Annotated in this window: 14 protein-coding genes; 10 read left to right on the top strand and 4 right to left on the bottom strand. The window is 61.6% G+C overall.

Features of this window, described 5'->3' with window-relative positions; all coding sequences use genetic code 11:
- Positions 1–25 precede the first annotated feature (25 nt).
- Positions 26–1,366 carry a UDP-glucose dehydrogenase family protein gene (locus ROS217_RS08150; RefSeq protein ID WP_009817233.1) on the top strand — a complete coding sequence of 447 codons (1,341 nt, stop codon included), beginning with the start codon at positions 26–28 and terminating at the stop codon, positions 1,364–1,366.
- Positions 1,367–1,373: 7 nt separating this feature from the next.
- Positions 1,374–2,132 (top strand): SDR family NAD(P)-dependent oxidoreductase, encoded by a 759-nt coding sequence (locus tag ROS217_RS08145; protein ID WP_009817232.1) that lies wholly within the window; start codon positions 1,374–1,376, stop codon positions 2,130–2,132.
- A 77-nt stretch (positions 2,133–2,209) separates the two neighbouring features.
- Here ROS217_RS08145 and ROS217_RS08140 read toward each other — a convergent pair whose 3' ends face one another.
- The 4 genes from ROS217_RS08140 to ROS217_RS08120 all read right to left on the bottom strand — a co-directional run bounded on the left by ROS217_RS08140 (position 2,210) and on the right by ROS217_RS08120 (position 4,234).
- The gene (locus ROS217_RS08140) at positions 2,210–2,560 is read right to left on the bottom strand and encodes a RidA family protein (RefSeq protein ID WP_040650453.1); all 351 of its coding nucleotides are present in this window, start codon (positions 2,558–2,560) and stop codon (positions 2,210–2,212) included.
- Between the two features lie 68 nt (positions 2,561–2,628).
- On the bottom strand, positions 2,629–3,108 hold the full coding sequence (locus tag ROS217_RS08135) for a hypothetical protein (protein ID WP_009817230.1): 480 nt from the start codon (positions 3,106–3,108) through the stop codon (positions 2,629–2,631).
- Between the two features lie 282 nt (positions 3,109–3,390).
- Positions 3,391–3,738 carry an antibiotic biosynthesis monooxygenase family protein gene (locus ROS217_RS08130; protein ID WP_009817229.1) on the bottom strand — a complete coding sequence of 116 codons (348 nt, stop codon included), beginning with the start codon at positions 3,736–3,738 and terminating at the stop codon, positions 3,391–3,393.
- A gap of 184 nt (positions 3,739–3,922) precedes the next feature.
- Complete coding sequence (locus tag ROS217_RS08120) at positions 3,923–4,234, bottom strand: NIPSNAP family protein (RefSeq protein ID WP_009817227.1); 312 nt, start codon at positions 4,232–4,234, stop codon at positions 3,923–3,925.
- Positions 4,235–4,314: 80 nt separating this feature from the next.
- Here ROS217_RS08120 and ROS217_RS08115 point away from each other — a divergent pair, with 80 nt between their 5' ends.
- From ROS217_RS08115 to ROS217_RS08085, 8 genes are all read left to right on the top strand, one after another.
- Positions 4,315–4,998, top strand: coding sequence for an ArsR/SmtB family transcription factor (locus tag ROS217_RS08115; protein ID WP_009817226.1), 684 nt, complete (start codon positions 4,315–4,317; stop codon positions 4,996–4,998).
- A 106-nt stretch (positions 4,999–5,104) separates the two neighbouring features.
- Positions 5,105–6,586 carry a MocR-like pyridoxine biosynthesis transcription factor PdxR gene (gene pdxR / locus ROS217_RS08110; protein WP_009817225.1) on the top strand — a complete coding sequence of 494 codons (1,482 nt, stop codon included), beginning with the start codon at positions 5,105–5,107 and terminating at the stop codon, positions 6,584–6,586.
- A gap of 232 nt (positions 6,587–6,818) precedes the next feature.
- Positions 6,819–8,594 (top strand): sulfoacetaldehyde acetyltransferase, encoded by a 1,776-nt coding sequence (gene xsc / locus ROS217_RS08105; protein ID WP_009817224.1) that lies wholly within the window; start codon positions 6,819–6,821, stop codon positions 8,592–8,594.
- Between the two features lie 3 nt (positions 8,595–8,597).
- Positions 8,598–9,755 carry an acetate/propionate family kinase gene (locus ROS217_RS08100; protein WP_009817223.1) on the top strand — a complete coding sequence of 386 codons (1,158 nt, stop codon included), beginning with the start codon at positions 8,598–8,600 and terminating at the stop codon, positions 9,753–9,755.
- A 140-nt stretch (positions 9,756–9,895) separates the two neighbouring features.
- Positions 9,896–12,730, top strand: a complete 2,835-nt coding sequence (locus ROS217_RS08095; protein WP_009817222.1) for a molybdopterin oxidoreductase family protein — start codon at positions 9,896–9,898, stop codon at positions 12,728–12,730.
- On the top strand, positions 12,727–12,882 hold the full coding sequence (locus tag ROS217_RS24345; RefSeq protein ID WP_009817221.1) for a hypothetical protein: 156 nt from the start codon (positions 12,727–12,729) through the stop codon (positions 12,880–12,882). Before ROS217_RS08095 ends, ROS217_RS24345 begins: the two co-directional genes overlap by 4 nt.
- Complete coding sequence (locus ROS217_RS08090; protein ID WP_009817220.1) at positions 12,879–13,661, top strand: 4Fe-4S dicluster domain-containing protein; 783 nt, start codon at positions 12,879–12,881, stop codon at positions 13,659–13,661. Before ROS217_RS24345 ends, ROS217_RS08090 begins: the two co-directional genes overlap by 4 nt.
- Positions 13,661–14,533, top strand: coding sequence for a dimethyl sulfoxide reductase anchor subunit family protein (locus tag ROS217_RS08085; protein ID WP_009817219.1), 873 nt, complete (start codon positions 13,661–13,663; stop codon positions 14,531–14,533). Before ROS217_RS08090 ends, ROS217_RS08085 begins: the two co-directional genes overlap by 1 nt.
- Positions 14,534–14,543: the final 10 nt, after the last annotated feature.

The raw sequence follows: 14,543 nt of genomic DNA, 5'->3' as shown, positions 1-14,543 counted from the left end.
GGTCTTGCGTCAAAGGGAATGTAACATGAAAATTGCGATGATCGGAACGGGCTACGTTGGCCTTGTCTCGGGGGTCTGTTTTTCCGATTTCGGCCATGACGTGACCTGCGTCGACAAGAACCCTGACAAGATCGCGATGCTCCTGCGCGGCGAGGTGCCAATCTTCGAGCCGGGTCTGGATGCCCTGATGGCCAAGAATGTCGAGGCCGGTCGCCTCCGCTTCACCACGGATCTGGCCGAGGCCATCGACGGGGCCGAGGCCGTCTTCATCGCCGTGGGCACCCCCACCCGGCGCGGCGACGGGCACGCCGACCTCAGCTTTGTCATGGCCGCAGCCGAAGAAATCGCCCACGCCGCATCGGATTACGTGGTCATCGTCACCAAATCCACCGTCCCCGTCGGCACCAACCGCGCCGTCAAGAAGGTGGTCAACAAGGCCAACCCGGCCCTCGACTTCGATGTCGCCTCCAACCCCGAATTCCTCCGCGAAGGGGCCGCCCTCGACGATTTCATGAAACCCGACCGCGTGGTCGTGGGCGTCCAGACCGAACGTGCCGCTGATGTCATGGCCGAGATTTACCGCCCCCTCTACCTGCGCGACTTTCCCATCGTCACCACCGATCTCGAATCCGCCGAGATGATCAAATACGCCGCCAACGCCTTTCTCGCGACCAAGATCACCTTCATCAACGAAATCGCGGCGCTCTGCGAACGCACCGGCGCGGATGTGAAACAGGTCAGCCACGGCATCGGCCTCGATGGCCGCATCGGCAACAAATTCCTGCACGCGGGCCCCGGCTATGGCGGCTCCTGCTTTCCCAAGGACACGCGGGCGCTTGCCCGCATCGGTCAGGATCACGGCCTGCCGATGCAGATCACCGAAAAGGTCATCACCGTGAACGAGGAAATGAAGCGCCGCATGATCGACAAGCTGCTTGATCTCTGCGACGGCTCCTTCAACGGCAAGACCATCGCAGTGCTGGGCGTCACCTTCAAACCCAATACCGACGACATGCGCGATGCCCCCGCCCTCACCATCATTCCCGCCCTTGTCGGCGGCGGCGCACGCGTCCGCGTCACCGACCCCCAGGGCCAGCGCGAAGGCGAGGCGCTCTTGCCCGGCGTTGTCTGGCAGGACGACCCCTACAAATGCGCCAACAAGGCGGATCTTCTGGTCATCCTCACCGAATGGAACGAATTCCGCGCCCTCGATCTCAAACGTCTGGCCCGCAAGATGACCAGCCCCCGCATGGCTGACCTGCGCAACATCTATTCGGTCAAGGATGTCAAACGCGCGGGCTTCATCGCCTATGACAGCGTCGGGCGGACCCCCTACCGCCACGACGCGCTCCCCCAGAAGGACTGAACATTCCATGAGCGATACCCCAAAAACCGCCGTTGTCACCGGCGCCGCGCGCGGCATCGGCCTGGCCACCACCCGGCAATTTCTGGCCCAAGGCTGGCGCGTGGTGATGATCGACCGCGACGCGCCAGCCCTGCAAGAGGCCGCAGGCGCGCTCACCGGCGTTGACCCGGTGCTCTGCGATGTCTCGCAGCCGGATCAGGTAGACCGCATGGCCACCCATGTGACCGCCACCGCCCCCAGCATCAACGCGCTTGTCAACAATGCCGGCGTGGCCGATTTCGGCCCCTTGGCAGAAACCGATTTCACCCGCTGGCGCCGCGTGATGGACACCAATCTCGACGGCGTGTTTCTGATGTCCCAGGCGCTGCGCCCGGCGCTCTGTGCCGCACGCGGGGCCATCGTCAACATCGCGTCGATCTCGGGCCTGCGCGCCTCGACCCTGCGCGTGGCCTACGGCACCTCCAAGGCCGCCGTCAAACACCTGACCCTGCAACAGGCGGCGGAATTGGGCGAATTCGGCGTGCGCGCCAATTGCGTCTGTCCCGGCCCGGTGGCGACCAAACTTGCCATGGCCGTGCATACCCCCGACATCGTCGCCGCCTACCATGACGCGATCCCCCTCAACCGCTATGGCAGCGAGGATGAAATCGCATCGGTCATCACCTTCCTCTGCTCTCCGGCCTCCAGCTATGTCACCGGTCAGATCATCGCCGTCGATGGCGGGTTCGAGGCCACGGGCATCGGCCTGCCCGCCCTGCGCGGCTGAGTCACCACAGGACGCAATGAAAAACCGCCCCGGTTCTGCACCGGGGCGGCCTCACATGCGAGCGTCAAAGCTTGGCTTTACTTTTGCGCCGCTGTCACGATGAACTCGACCAGATAATCCGGCGTCGCCAGCTTGGCTTCCCCCGCCGCGCGCGCAGGCGTGTGCCCCTGCGGCACCCAGGCATCCCAAACCGCGTTCATCTCGGCAAAATCCGTCATATCCGCCAACCAGACGAAGGTTTGCAGAATGCGCGTCTTGTCGCTTCCGGTCTCGGCCAACAGCGCATCGACCTGCGCCAGACAGCTTTTGGTCTGCTCGGTCACGGTGTCACCGGGCTTGCCAACCTGCCCCGCCAGATAGACGATGCCGTTATGCACAACCGCTTGGCTCATGCGGGGGCCGGTATGAAGACGGGTAATCTCACTCATGGGATGTCCTTTCAGATGTGGTCCTGCCCCTTTTAGGCAGCCCGCCCAGCCCGCGCCAGTGCCAATCGCTACATCCACCACCGCGCCCGGTCGTGCCGCGCCAGCCAGCCACCGACGCTGAAATGATCCCGCCGAATGAGCAGCACAAGGGCGATGAACGCCGCCAGAACCGCCAGATCAATCACCTGATTGCGATTGATCGGAAACCCTTGGGCATTGACCGCGAAAGGGTCAAAGAACCCCTCCCAGCGCCGCGTCACGGTAAAGAAATGCATAATCAGCAGGCCGCCGTAGGAAAAATACCGCAAGACCCCAAGCACCACCAGGCCGCAGAGCACAATCTGCGCGCCCCCCGCCAGATAGACTTGGGTCAGGCTCACCTCGATCCCATCGAAATTGCGCGCGAGGCTCTGATATTGCCCCGGCGTGATGATCTTATGCGCCGCCCACAGGAAGATGAACCATGCCAACCCCATCCGCAACACCAAGACCGCCAGCGCATCCAGCTTGTCCTGCGGCGACAGACTGATTTTCTCGTGCAATGCCATCTGAACCTATCCCCGTTCCAAACAGCTTCTGGCTAACGGCATAAATTCCCACATTCAAATCACAGCTTGGCGAAGATTGTGTCAGCTGCGCTCAGCCCTGCCACCGTCGCCCATGCGCCTTCCCTATCCGCCGCCCGCCGCCTATGCGCCTTCTCTATCCGCCGCCCGCCGCCGCCGTGGTCCTCGTCTGTCCTTCATCCTCTGCCGCCGTGGTCCTCCTCTGGCCTTAACCCTTAGCCCTTAGCCATCTGCCGCCCCTCATCCTCCGCTGCGTCAACGGCCTCAGCCCCCATGTGCCGCGCGGCTGTCCTCGGGCGCCTCGTCCCGCTCATGCATGCCGTAATCCCGGATCACGCTGACCACGCGCAGCCGGTAGTCGTCAAACATCACCTCGCGCCCCGCCTTCTGCGCCCCGCGATGCGCCGCCAACTGCCGCCACCGGATCACCGCCGCCTCATCCTCCCAGAACGACAGAGACAAGAGCTTGCCGGGTTGGGTCAAACTCTCAAACCGCTCGACGCTGATAAAGCCGGGGATCGCCTCGGCCAGCGGTCGCATCTTCGCCGCCATCTCCAAATACGGCTCCTTCTGTCCCTCACCGGGGATCACCTCGAATATTACCGCGATCATGTCACGCCCTCCCACTTGGCTGCGCCGTTTCCCTTGGCTGCCAGCCTTAGCCTATTCCCTCGGCTCTCCGCCACGGCTTCCACAGCTTCTTGCCCCGGCAATCCGCTTGGGCAGTAAGTCTCAGCCTCCGCGTCTTGCCCCGGCCCGCCGCTTGGATCCCACCGCTCCGCCTCGGCACGTCCCATCATCCCCCTCCGCTCACGAGCTTCAGGAAAACGCGGTCCTCGCGCAACAAAAACCGCTCGCGCTGCGCAAAGGCATAATTCTCGCGCCCCAGCGGATCATCGGCCAGCCGCGCGCGATAGCTCTCATACGCCGCCAGAGAGGGGATGTTATAAATGCCATAGGCCAGCGTGCTGCTGCCTTCATGCGGGGCGTAATAGCCGATCAGATCCGCCCCACAGCGCGGGATCGCCTCACCCCAATTGCGGGCATATTGTGCAAACTCCTCCCTCTTGGTTGGGTCGATATGATAGCGAATCACACAAGTCAGCATGGCACGGCACTCCTTTCCAAATGGTTGCAGCCCGAATCTACCCGATTGCGCGGCGTTAATGCTTCGGCTATCATCGAACTATGAAAACTGGTCCCGACATCGCCCGCATCGCCGCCCTCATCGGCGACCCGGCCCGCGCCAACATCCTCACCGCCTTGATGAGCGGCAAGGCCCTGACCGCCACCGAACTGGCGGCCGAGGCGGGGGTGACCCCACAAACCGCCTCCGCGCATCTGGCGCGCCTTGAAACCGGCGGTCTCGTCATCCAGCGGCGGCAGGGGCGGCACAAATACACCCGCCTCGCCTCGGATGACGTGGCGCATCTTCTTGAAACCCTGATGGGCATTGCCGCCGGTGCTGGCCACCTGCGCACCCGCCCCGGTCCCCGCGACCCGGAATTGCGCCGCGCCCGCGTCTGCTACAACCACCTTGCCGGCGACATGGGCACCCGGATGTATGACAGCCTGCTCGCACGCGGATTTCTCCATCGCGATCACGCGGCCCTCACGCTCACCGACAGCGGCCACCGCTTTATCACGGCGCTCGGGCTCGACCTTGCCACGCTTCCGTCGCCGCGCACGCCCCTGTGCCGCGACTGTCTCGATTGGTCCGAACGCCGCGCCCATCTCGCCGGGCGTCTCGGGCGCGGCCTGCTCTCACATATCGAGCGGGTGGGCTGGGCCCGCCGCATTCCGGACACCCGGATCATCCGCTTCACTCCGGCGGGCGTGTCCGCCTTTGACAGCGCCTTTCCGCAGATTTGAGCTTGTGTACAAAAGCCGTGTACATAATGAACATCCGGTACACAGCGCCCTCGACGCATCACCAGACCAGATTGCACAGCACATAAGTCCAGTCTAATCTCGCAACATGGCGATTCCAGTCGAAACCTTCTTTCTTGCCCCCGAGGCCGAGGGCACCCTTCAGGCGCAGATCCAGCAGATGATCGCGCAGGGCATCCTGTCGGGCCGTTTTCGCAAGGGCGAGAAACTCCCCTCCTCCCGCAAACTCGCCGCGCATTTGGGTGTGAGCCGCATCACCGTGACCCTTGCGTTGACCGAATTACAGGCCAATGACTACCTCGCCTCGCGCGACCGCTCTGGCTACTATGTCTCTGAAAACGCACCAGAACCCCCGGCATTCACGGCCCCCGCGCCGCGCGGCGACACGATTGACTGGTCCCGCGCGCTTGGCCGCCGCTTCACTGGCGGCGACACGCCCGAGAAACCGCAGGATTGGGCGCGCTACCCCTATCCCTTCATCTACGGCCAGACAGACCCGGCGCTCTTTGACCATGCCAACTGGCGCCATTGCGCGCTACAGGCGCTCGGCGCCAAGGATTTTCAGGCCCTGACCGCCGATTACTACGATCAGGACGATCCCAAGCTCATAGAGTTCATCGCCCGCCACACCCTGCCCCGCCGCGGCATCATCGCGCAACCCGATGAAATCCTTGTCACAATGGGCGCCCAGAACGCTTTGTGGCTCACCGCGCAGGTGCTCCTGACCCAACGCCGCACCGCAGCAATCGAGAACCCCTGCTACCACGCCCTTCGTGACATTCTCATGCAATCCCGCTGTCATCTGATGCCGGTGGACGTCGACCGCGATGGCCTGCCGCCCGAAAACCTGCCCGATGAGGCCGACGTGATCTTTACCACGCCCAGCCATCAGGCGCCCACCAATGCCACCATGCCCCTCGCCCGGCGCAAGGCGCTGCTCTCCCGCGCCGCCGAGATGGAGGCGCTGATCGTCGAGGATGATTACGAGTTCGAGGTCTCCTTCCTCCGCGCGCCCCTGCCCGCCCTGAAATCCCTCGATACCGAAGGGCGGGTGATCTATGTCGGCTCCTTCTCCAAGTCGATCTTTCCCGGTCTGCGCCTTGGCTATCTCGTTGGTTCCAAATCATTTATCCGCGAGTGTCGGGCGCTGCGCGCCTCAGTTCTGCGCCACCCGCCGGGCCATATCCAACGCACTGCCGCCTATTTTCTCTCGCTCGGGCATTACGACAGCCTCGTGCGCCGGATGGGTCAAGTCTTTGCCCGCCGCCGCAGCGTGATGGAGAGCGCACTGACCGAACATGGCCTCGACGTCGCCGGGCGCGGCGTCTTTGGCGGCTCTTCCATCTGGATGCAGGCCCCCGATCACATCGACATGGGCCTGATTGACAACGCCCTCCGTCAAACGGGCGTGTTGATCGAGCCCGGTCACCCGTTCTTCCACGGTGCCGTCCGGCCCCGCAATTTCTACCGCCTCGCCTATTCTTCGATCCCCTCAGAACGCATCCCGCAAGGAATAGCCCATATCGCTCGCGAATTGGCCCTGGCTTCAGAACATAGCTCTTTAGGTTAAACGTATAATATTTCTCAATAAAAACAAGTATATAGGCTAATTTCTTTGTGACACAATCAAGAGCGTCTCTTCTAAGAGAATTCACTTTTGATACCATCATTCTCATTTTTAATATATTCTGGTATTATCCTCCACAACCGTCTGGCCCTAGAAGTAAGCCCCTCAGAAGGCTAGTTTCGCCTCAGACACCCATTCAACCGCCACTGTGCGCCCGATCCAGAGGACCCAGCCGATGAAGATGACCACCGAAGAGGCCTTTGTCAAAACCCTGCAACTGCATGGAATCCAACACGCTTTTGGGATCATCGGCTCTGCCATGATGCCTATCTCGGATATTTTCCCCAAGGCCGGAATCACCTTTTGGGACTGCGCACATGAGGGCTCTGCCGGCATGATGGCCGATGGCTACACCCGTGCCACCGGTAAGATGTCGATGATGATCGCCCAGAACGGCCCCGGCATCACAAATTTCGTGACCGCCGTCAAAACCGCCTACTGGAACCATACCCCCCTCCTGCTCGTCACCCCACAGGCGGCCAACAAGACCATCGGTCAGGGTGGCTTCCAAGAGGTCGAACAGATGAAACTGTTCGAAGATATGGTCGCCTATCAGGAAGAGGTGCGCGATCCCACACGCATCGCCGAAACCCTCAACCGTGTGATTCTAAAGGCAAAACGTGCCTCAGCACCGGCCCAGATCAACATCCCCCGCGATTTCTGGACCCAGGTCATCGACATCGAATTGCCCGCCATCGTCGAGTTCGAGCGCCCCTCGGGCGGCGAGACCGCGATTGCCGAGGCGGCCAAACTGCTGACCGAGGCCAAGTTTCCCGTCATCCTCAACGGCGCGGGCGTCGTTTTGGCCGATGGTATCGACGCCTCGCGGCAACTGGCCGAACGGCTCGATGCGCCGGTCTGCGTGGGCTATCAGCACAATGACGCTTTCCCCGGCTCGCACCCGCTTTTCGCCGGTCCCTTGGGCTATAACGGCTCCAAGGCCGGGATGGAGCTGATTTCCCGCGCCGATGTCGTCCTCTGCCTCGGCACCCGCCTCAACCCTTTCTCGACCCTGCCGGGTTATGGCATCGACTACTGGCCCAAAGAGGCCAAGATCATTCAGGTCGACATCAACCCCGACCGCATCGGTCTGACCAAGAAAGTGGCCGTGGGCATCGTCGGCGACGCCAGAAAGGTCGCCACCTCGATCCTCGCCCATCTGGGCGAGAGCGCGGGCGACACCAACCGCGCTGATCGCAAGGCTCTGATCGCACAGACAAAATCAACATGGGCGCAACAGCTCAGCTCGATGGATCACGAAGATGACGATCCCGGCACAAGCTGGAACGAGCGCGCCCGCGCCGATAAGCCCGACTGGATGAGCCCCCGCATGGCATGGCGTGCGATCCAATCCGCCCTGCCGCGCGAGGCGATCATTTCCTCTGACATCGGCAACAACTGCGCCATCGGCAACGCCTATCCGTCGTTCGAAGAGGGCCGCAAATACCTCGCCCCCGGCCTCTTTGGCCCCTGCGGCTATGGCCTGCCCTCCATCGTTGGCGCGAAAATCGGCCAACCTGACGTGCCGGTCGTGGGCTTTGCGGGCGACGGTGCCTTTGGCATCGCGGTCAATGAACTGACCGCAATCGGGCGCGGCGAATGGCCCGCTGTGACGCAGATCGTATTCCGCAATTACCAGTGGGGCGCCGAAAAGCGCAACTCAACCCTTTGGTTTGACGACAATTTCGTCGGAACAGAGTTGGATCAACAGGTCAGCTACGCCGGCATCGCGCAGGCCTGTGGCCTAAAGGGCGTGATTGCCCGCACGATGGAGGAACTGACAGACGCGCTCAACACCGCGATCAAGGACCAGATGGAGCATGGCAAGACCACGCTCATCGAGGCCATGATCAATCAGGAACTGGGCGAGCCCTTCCGCCGTGACGCGATGAAGAAACCCGTGGCCGTCGCGGGGATCGACCCCGCCGACATGCGCGAGCAGCAGGTCTGATCCATGTCGGGACCCGGCGACAGCGATCTTGTTCTGGTCCTGAATGCCGGGTCGTCCTCGATCAAGCTGGCCGTTTTTGACGGCGCGCTGACCCAGATCCTGACCGGGATCGCCGATGGTATCGGCGGCCCCGGCACGCTCAAACTGGGCCATGTGGATACGACCCAAGCCTTCCCCGACCACGCAACAGCCCTGCACGCCATCCTGCAAGCACTTGAAATTGAAGGACTTCCAATCAGCCGCTTTGCTGCCGCCGCGCATCGTGTGGTGCATGGCGGTACTGCGCTGACCCAGCCCACGCGCATCACGCCTGAGGTGCTCAGCGCGATCAAAGCCTGCACGCCACTCGCCCCCCTCCACAACCCGCACAACATCGCCGCGATCGAGACATTGGCCGCCCTCGCCCCTGATCTACCGCAGGTGGCCTGCTTCGACACCGCCTTTCACGCGAGCAACCCGGAGGTCGCCACCCGCTACGCCCTGCCACCAAGAATCGAGGCGCGCGGCATCCGGCGCTATGGCTTTCACGGCATCTCCTATGCCTCTCTCATCGACAGCCTGCCCGCCCTGACCGGCACGCCGCTGCCCGCACGGCTCTTGGCCTTTCACCTTGGCAACGGCGCGTCGATCTGCGCCATTCGCGACGGAAAATCCATAGCGACATCAATGGGATACTCGCCACTTGAGGGGCTGACCATGGGCACCCGCACCGGCATGATCGACGGCAACGCGGTGCTGCGATTGGCCGAGGAGGACGGTATCGCCGCCACCCACCACCTCTTGAACAAGGAAAGCGGGCTGCGCGGCCTCTCGGGCGGCCTCTCGGACATGCGCGCTCTGCTCGCTGATCCATCCCAGGCAAGCGCCTTCGCGGTTGACCATTTCTGTTACTGGGCCATCCGCCACGCCGGATCGCTCATCGCCGCGATGCAGGGGCTGGATGCCGTGGCCTTTACCGGCGGCATCGGCGAAAACGCCGCCCCCGTGCGCGCCCGGATCATGGACGGACTGGCATGGCTCGGGGCACAGATCGACGCCCGCGCCAATGCTACGGGCGAAACCCGCTTGCATGCCCCCAGCTCTGGCATCGCCTGCTGGATCATCCCGGCCCAAGAAGAACGCATGATCGCAGGCGACGCACAGCGTCTTTTGTCTCGCTAATGAGGTTTCATATCGGGAAAACAGACCTGTAAATTCGGAAATTCCGAGACATGTTTTCAGGAAATGAAAAGAAACGAGAAGATGGTCGCGAATTGGGTTCTCCTGCCATAACGTGACGCCGACGGAGGAAAAGGCCAGCCATGACACATCAGCCCCGCATCGACACCTCGCCGCATGTCTCGGATGAGGTCCGCAAAACCACCTGCTACATGTGCGCCTGTCGCTGTGGGATCAATGTGCATATGAAGGCCGGCCCCGACGGCAAAAAACATGTCGCCTACATCGAAGGCAACCGCGACCACCCGGTGAACAAGGGCGTGCTCTGTGCCAAGGGCTCGGCAGGTATCATGCAGGTCAACGCCCCCTCACGCCTGCGCGCTCCACTCAAGCGGGTCGGCCCGCGCGGTTCCGGCGAATTCGTGGAAATATCCTGGGATGAGGCGCTGCAAATCGCCTGCGACTGGCTCGAACCGATCCGCCATGAGGACCCATCAAAGCTGGCCTTCTTCACTGGCCGCGACCAATCGCAGTCTTTCACAAGCTTCTGGGCGCAGAATTTCGGCACCCCCAACTATGCAGCACACGGCGGCTTTTGCTCGGTCAATATGGCTGCGGCGGGCATCTACACCATGGGCGGCGCCTTTTGGGAATTCGGCCAGCCGGATTGGGACCATACCAAGCTATTCATGCTCTTCGGCGTCGCCGAGGATCACGATTCAAACCCGATCAAGATGGGCATTGGCCGGATCAAGGCGCGTGGCGCGCGCGTCATTGGCGTGAACCCGATACGCTCGGGCTATAATGCCGTGGCCGATGATTGGGTGGGCATAACCCCCGGAACCGATGGGCTTTTCATCCTGTCACTCATTCACGAACTCATGCGCGCAGGCAAGATCGACCTCGATTATCTCGCCCGCTACACCAATGCGCCGGTTCTGGTGAATGCCGATTCCGCCTCGCCCGAACATGGCCTCTTCCTACGCGACGCCGATGGCAAACCTCTGGTGATCGACCGCGAGACGGGCCAGCTCACGGCCTTCGACAAACCCGGCGTGCGCCCCGATCTTAGCGCCACATACGACTCCGATGGCATCACGCATCGCCCGGTGATGCACCTCATGGCCGAGCGCTATCTCGATCCGCAATACGCGCCCGAAGCGGTGGCCGAGCGCTGCGGCATCACCCCCGACAAAATCCGCCGCATCGCCGCCGAAATCGCGCGTGTGGCTTTCGAGGAGGAGATCGCCCTAGATCACGAATGGACCGATTTCCGCGGCGAAACCCATAAGACAATGATTGGGCGGCCCGTCAGCTTTCACGCCATGCGCGGGATTTCGGCCCATTCCAACGGTTTCCAGACCTGCCGCGCCTTGCACGTACTGCAAATCCTCCTCGGCACGATCGAGGTGCCCGGTGGTTTCCGCTTCAAACCGCCCTATCCGAAACCCGTCAGCGCACATCCCAAGCCGCATTGCGGCGTGCAGCCTGATTGCCCGCTCGACGGACCGCACCTGGGCTTCGTGCGCGGTCCCGAGGATCTGGCGCTCAAGCCAGACGGCACGCCGGCCCGCATAGACAAGGCGTTCACATGGGAAAACCCGATGTCCAGCCACGGGCTGATGCATATGGTGATTTCCAACGCCCACGCGGGGGATCCCTACAAAATCGACACGCTCTTCATGTACATGGCCAACATGTCCTGGAACTCATCCATGAACACAAGCGGTGTGATGGACATGCTGACGGACACCGACGAAACGGGTGAATACGTCATTCCCCGCATCATCTATTCGGATGCCTATAGCTCGGAAATGGTTGCCTATGCCGATCTGATCCTGCCTGATACGACCTATCTGGAGCGGCATGACTGCATTTCGCTGCTTGATCGCCCCATATGCGAAGCGGATGCAGCCGCCGATGCGATACGCTGGCCTGTGATCGCCCCTGACCGTGATGTGCGCGGCTTTCAGACCGTCCTTGTGCAACTGGCCAATAAGCTGAAGCTGCCCGGCTTCACCTCTGAGGATGGCTCGGCGAAATACGCCGATTACGCCGATTACATTGTCAACCACGAGCGAAAACCGGGAATTGGCCCACTCGCAGGCTTTCGCGGCGATGGAACCGAGACCGGGCGCGGCGCACCCAATCCCGAGCAGCTTGACCGCTATATCGAGAACGGGGGGTTCTATGTCAGCCATATTCCTGAGGGGGCGAATTACTACAAACCGTGGAATATGGCCTATCAGGATTGGGCAGTCGGCATGGGACTCTTTGACACGCCACAGCCCTATGTCTTTGATATTTATGTTGAAACGCTGCGCAAATTCCAGCTTGCCGCTGAGGGTCATGGCGACCGTCAACCGCCCGACCACCTGCGCGAACGGATCAAGTCCACGCTCGATCCCCTGCCAATCTGGTATCCGCCGTTTGAAGACGACAGCGTCAGTACGGATGAATTCCCGGTCCATGCTCTGACCCAACGCCCGATGGCGATGTATCACTCATGGGGCACGCAGAACGCATGGCTGCGCCAGATCCACGGGCATAACCCACTCTATTTACCCACGAAAATCTGGCAACAGCACAGTTTCACCGACGGCGATTGGGCACGCGTCACGTCTGCTCATGGCGAAATCACTGTGCCGGTCGCCCACATGGCCGCGCTCAATGAGAATACCGTCTGGACATGGAACGCCATCGGCAAACGCAAAGGCGCTTGGGCTCTAAGTGAGGATGCCCCAGAGGCCACCCGTGGCTTTCTACTCAACCACCTCATCCATGAGCTTTTGCCGCCCAAGGGCGACGGGTTGCGCTGGTCGAATTCTGACCCGATCACCGGACAGGCCGCATGGTTTGACCTGCGGGTCAAGATCACCAGGACCGACACCCCATCAGAGGCGAAGCCCATCTTCGCCCCACTCAAATCCCCCGTTCCCCAAGGGCCCTCACATCTTGAATGGAAGGTTGGCAAATGAGCGGAAAAACCCTGACATTGCTCGCAATTCTGACTTTTGTCGCGGTGACGGTCGGATCATTCGTCTGGTTCATTGTCACATGGGACAAGGCCAAGGAAGAACCGGTCACTCTGATTGCACCGGCATATACCGTTGAGGAGCGCATCACATGACCTCGCTTCCAAAATCGACACAGCGCAAGATGGGCCTCGTGATCGACCTCGACACCTGCGTAGGCTGTCATGCCTGCGTCGTGTCCTGCAAGGGCTGGAATACCGAAAACTACGGTGCTCCGCTGAGCGATCAGCAGCCCTACGGAGCTGACCCCTCGGGCACCTTCCTCAACCGCGTGCACAGCTACGAGGTGCAGCCGCTGGCAACCTCGACGATGCCGCACCCCGCCGCACAATTGATCCATTTCCCCAAATCCTGCCTGCATTGCGAGGACGCGCCCTGCGTCACGGTTTGCCCGACAGGGGCCAGCTATAAGCGGGTGGAGGATGGGATCGTTCTGGTCAACGAAACCGATTGCATCGGTTGTGGCCTATGTGCCTGGGCCTGCCCCTACGGCGCGCGCGAAATGGACGCGGCCGAAGGGGTAATGAAGAAATGCACCCTTTGCGTCGACCGCATCTATAACGAAAACCTCCCCGAGGTGGACCGCGTGCCCGCCTGCGTGCGCACCTGCCCTGCGGGTGCCCGGCATTTCGGCGATTTCGCGGATCCTGAGAGCAATGTGTCGAAATTAACCGCAGAGCGCGGTGGGATGGATCTCATGCCCGAGCAGGCCACCAAACCGGTCAACAAATACTTACCGCCGCGCCTCAAGGATCAGCTCGATCAGCCCAAACCAGTCGGCGAAATCGACGTTCTCGCCCCCTTTCTCGCCCCTGTAATCCAAGAACCCAAGGGCTTTCTTGGATGGCTCGACAAGACCTTGGAGAAGCTCTGATGCACCCCGCACCATCCGTCATCGTCTTCACCACGCTCTCTGGGTTGGGTTTTGGCCTACTTGTCTGGCTTGGTTTAGGCCTGCCTGCCGTTTCAGGCTGGGTGGCCTTTGTCTTCTTCGTCATTGCCTATGCTCTCGCCGTTGGCGGGCTGATGGCCTCGACATTTCACCTCGGCCACCCTGAACGGGCCTGGAAGGCCTTTAGCCAATGGCGTTCCAGTTGGCTCAGCCGAGAAGGCGTCTGTGCGGTTGCCGCGCTCTTGGTCATGGGGGTCTATGCGGCGGGATTGGTGTTTTTTGACATCCGGCTTGCGGTGGTGGGCTTGATCGGGGCGCTCCTTTCGGTGGCGACTGTTTTCACGACCTCGATGATCTACGCGCAACTCAAGACCGTTCCGCGCTGGAAAACACCCCTTACGCCAGCGTTGTTGATCGCGATTTCTTTGGCAGGCGGTGCGCTCTTGGCAGGTCAAGTCAGCGCCGCCTTGGTTCTAATCCCCGTTGCCGGTGTGCTGCAAATTCTATGGTGGGTTCGTGGCGACGGGGCCTTTGGGCAAAGTGGCACAACCATGGCTACAGCCACTGGCTTAGGTCAAATCGGCCAAGTCCGCGCGTTTGAGGCGCCGCACACCGGACCCAATTACCTATTGCGCGAACTTGTGTTTCAGGTGGGGCGCAAACATTCGCTAAAGCTACGCGGTATCGCTTTTGGCCTTGGCTACGCACTGCCCGTGCTGCTGTTGCTCGCGCCTTTCACTCATATATTGGCGATCATCGCAGTGATCACCCACGTCGCTGGTATCGCTGCGTCACGTTGGCTGTTCTTCGCCGAGGCAGAGCATGTCGTGGGCCTCTATTACGGGAAACGCTAGGGCGCGGGCG

Source organism: Roseovarius sp. 217, assembly GCF_000152845.1.
Taxonomy (GTDB): Bacteria; Pseudomonadota; Alphaproteobacteria; order Rhodobacterales; family Rhodobacteraceae; genus Roseovarius.
This window is presented reverse-complemented; position numbering and strand designations above follow the sequence as displayed.

Bases quoted from the DNA above. Each gene is read 5' to 3' on its own strand.
- ROS217_RS08120 (WP_009817227.1), bottom strand. From the start codon at position 4,234: ATGCTGACTTGTGTGATTCGCTATCATATCGACCCAACCAAGAGGGAG.
- ROS217_RS08085 (WP_009817219.1), top strand. From the start codon at position 13,661: ATGCACCCCGCACCATCCGTCATCGTCTTCACCACGCTCTCTGGGTTG.
- xsc (WP_009817224.1), top strand. From the start codon at position 6,819: ATGAAGATGACCACCGAAGAGGCCTTTGTCAAAACCCTGCAACTGCAT.
- ROS217_RS24345 (WP_009817221.1), top strand. From the start codon at position 12,727: ATGAGCGGAAAAACCCTGACATTGCTCGCAATTCTGACTTTTGTCGCG.
- ROS217_RS08140 (WP_040650453.1), bottom strand. From the start codon at position 2,560: ATGAGTGAGATTACCCGTCTTCATACCGGCCCCCGCATGAGCCAAGCG.
- ROS217_RS08150 (WP_009817233.1), top strand. From the start codon at position 26: ATGAAAATTGCGATGATCGGAACGGGCTACGTTGGCCTTGTCTCGGGG.
- ROS217_RS08090 (WP_009817220.1), top strand. From the start codon at position 12,879: ATGACCTCGCTTCCAAAATCGACACAGCGCAAGATGGGCCTCGTGATC.
- ROS217_RS08145 (WP_009817232.1), top strand. From the start codon at position 1,374: ATGAGCGATACCCCAAAAACCGCCGTTGTCACCGGCGCCGCGCGCGGC.
- pdxR (WP_009817225.1), top strand. From the start codon at position 5,105: ATGGCGATTCCAGTCGAAACCTTCTTTCTTGCCCCCGAGGCCGAGGGC.
- ROS217_RS08130 (WP_009817229.1), bottom strand. From the start codon at position 3,738: ATGATCGCGGTAATATTCGAGGTGATCCCCGGTGAGGGACAGAAGGAG.
- ROS217_RS08095 (WP_009817222.1), top strand. From the start codon at position 9,896: ATGACACATCAGCCCCGCATCGACACCTCGCCGCATGTCTCGGATGAG.
- ROS217_RS08100 (WP_009817223.1), top strand. From the start codon at position 8,598: ATGTCGGGACCCGGCGACAGCGATCTTGTTCTGGTCCTGAATGCCGGG.
- ROS217_RS08115 (WP_009817226.1), top strand. From the start codon at position 4,315: ATGAAAACTGGTCCCGACATCGCCCGCATCGCCGCCCTCATCGGCGAC.
- ROS217_RS08135 (WP_009817230.1), bottom strand. From the start codon at position 3,108: ATGGCATTGCACGAGAAAATCAGTCTGTCGCCGCAGGACAAGCTGGAT.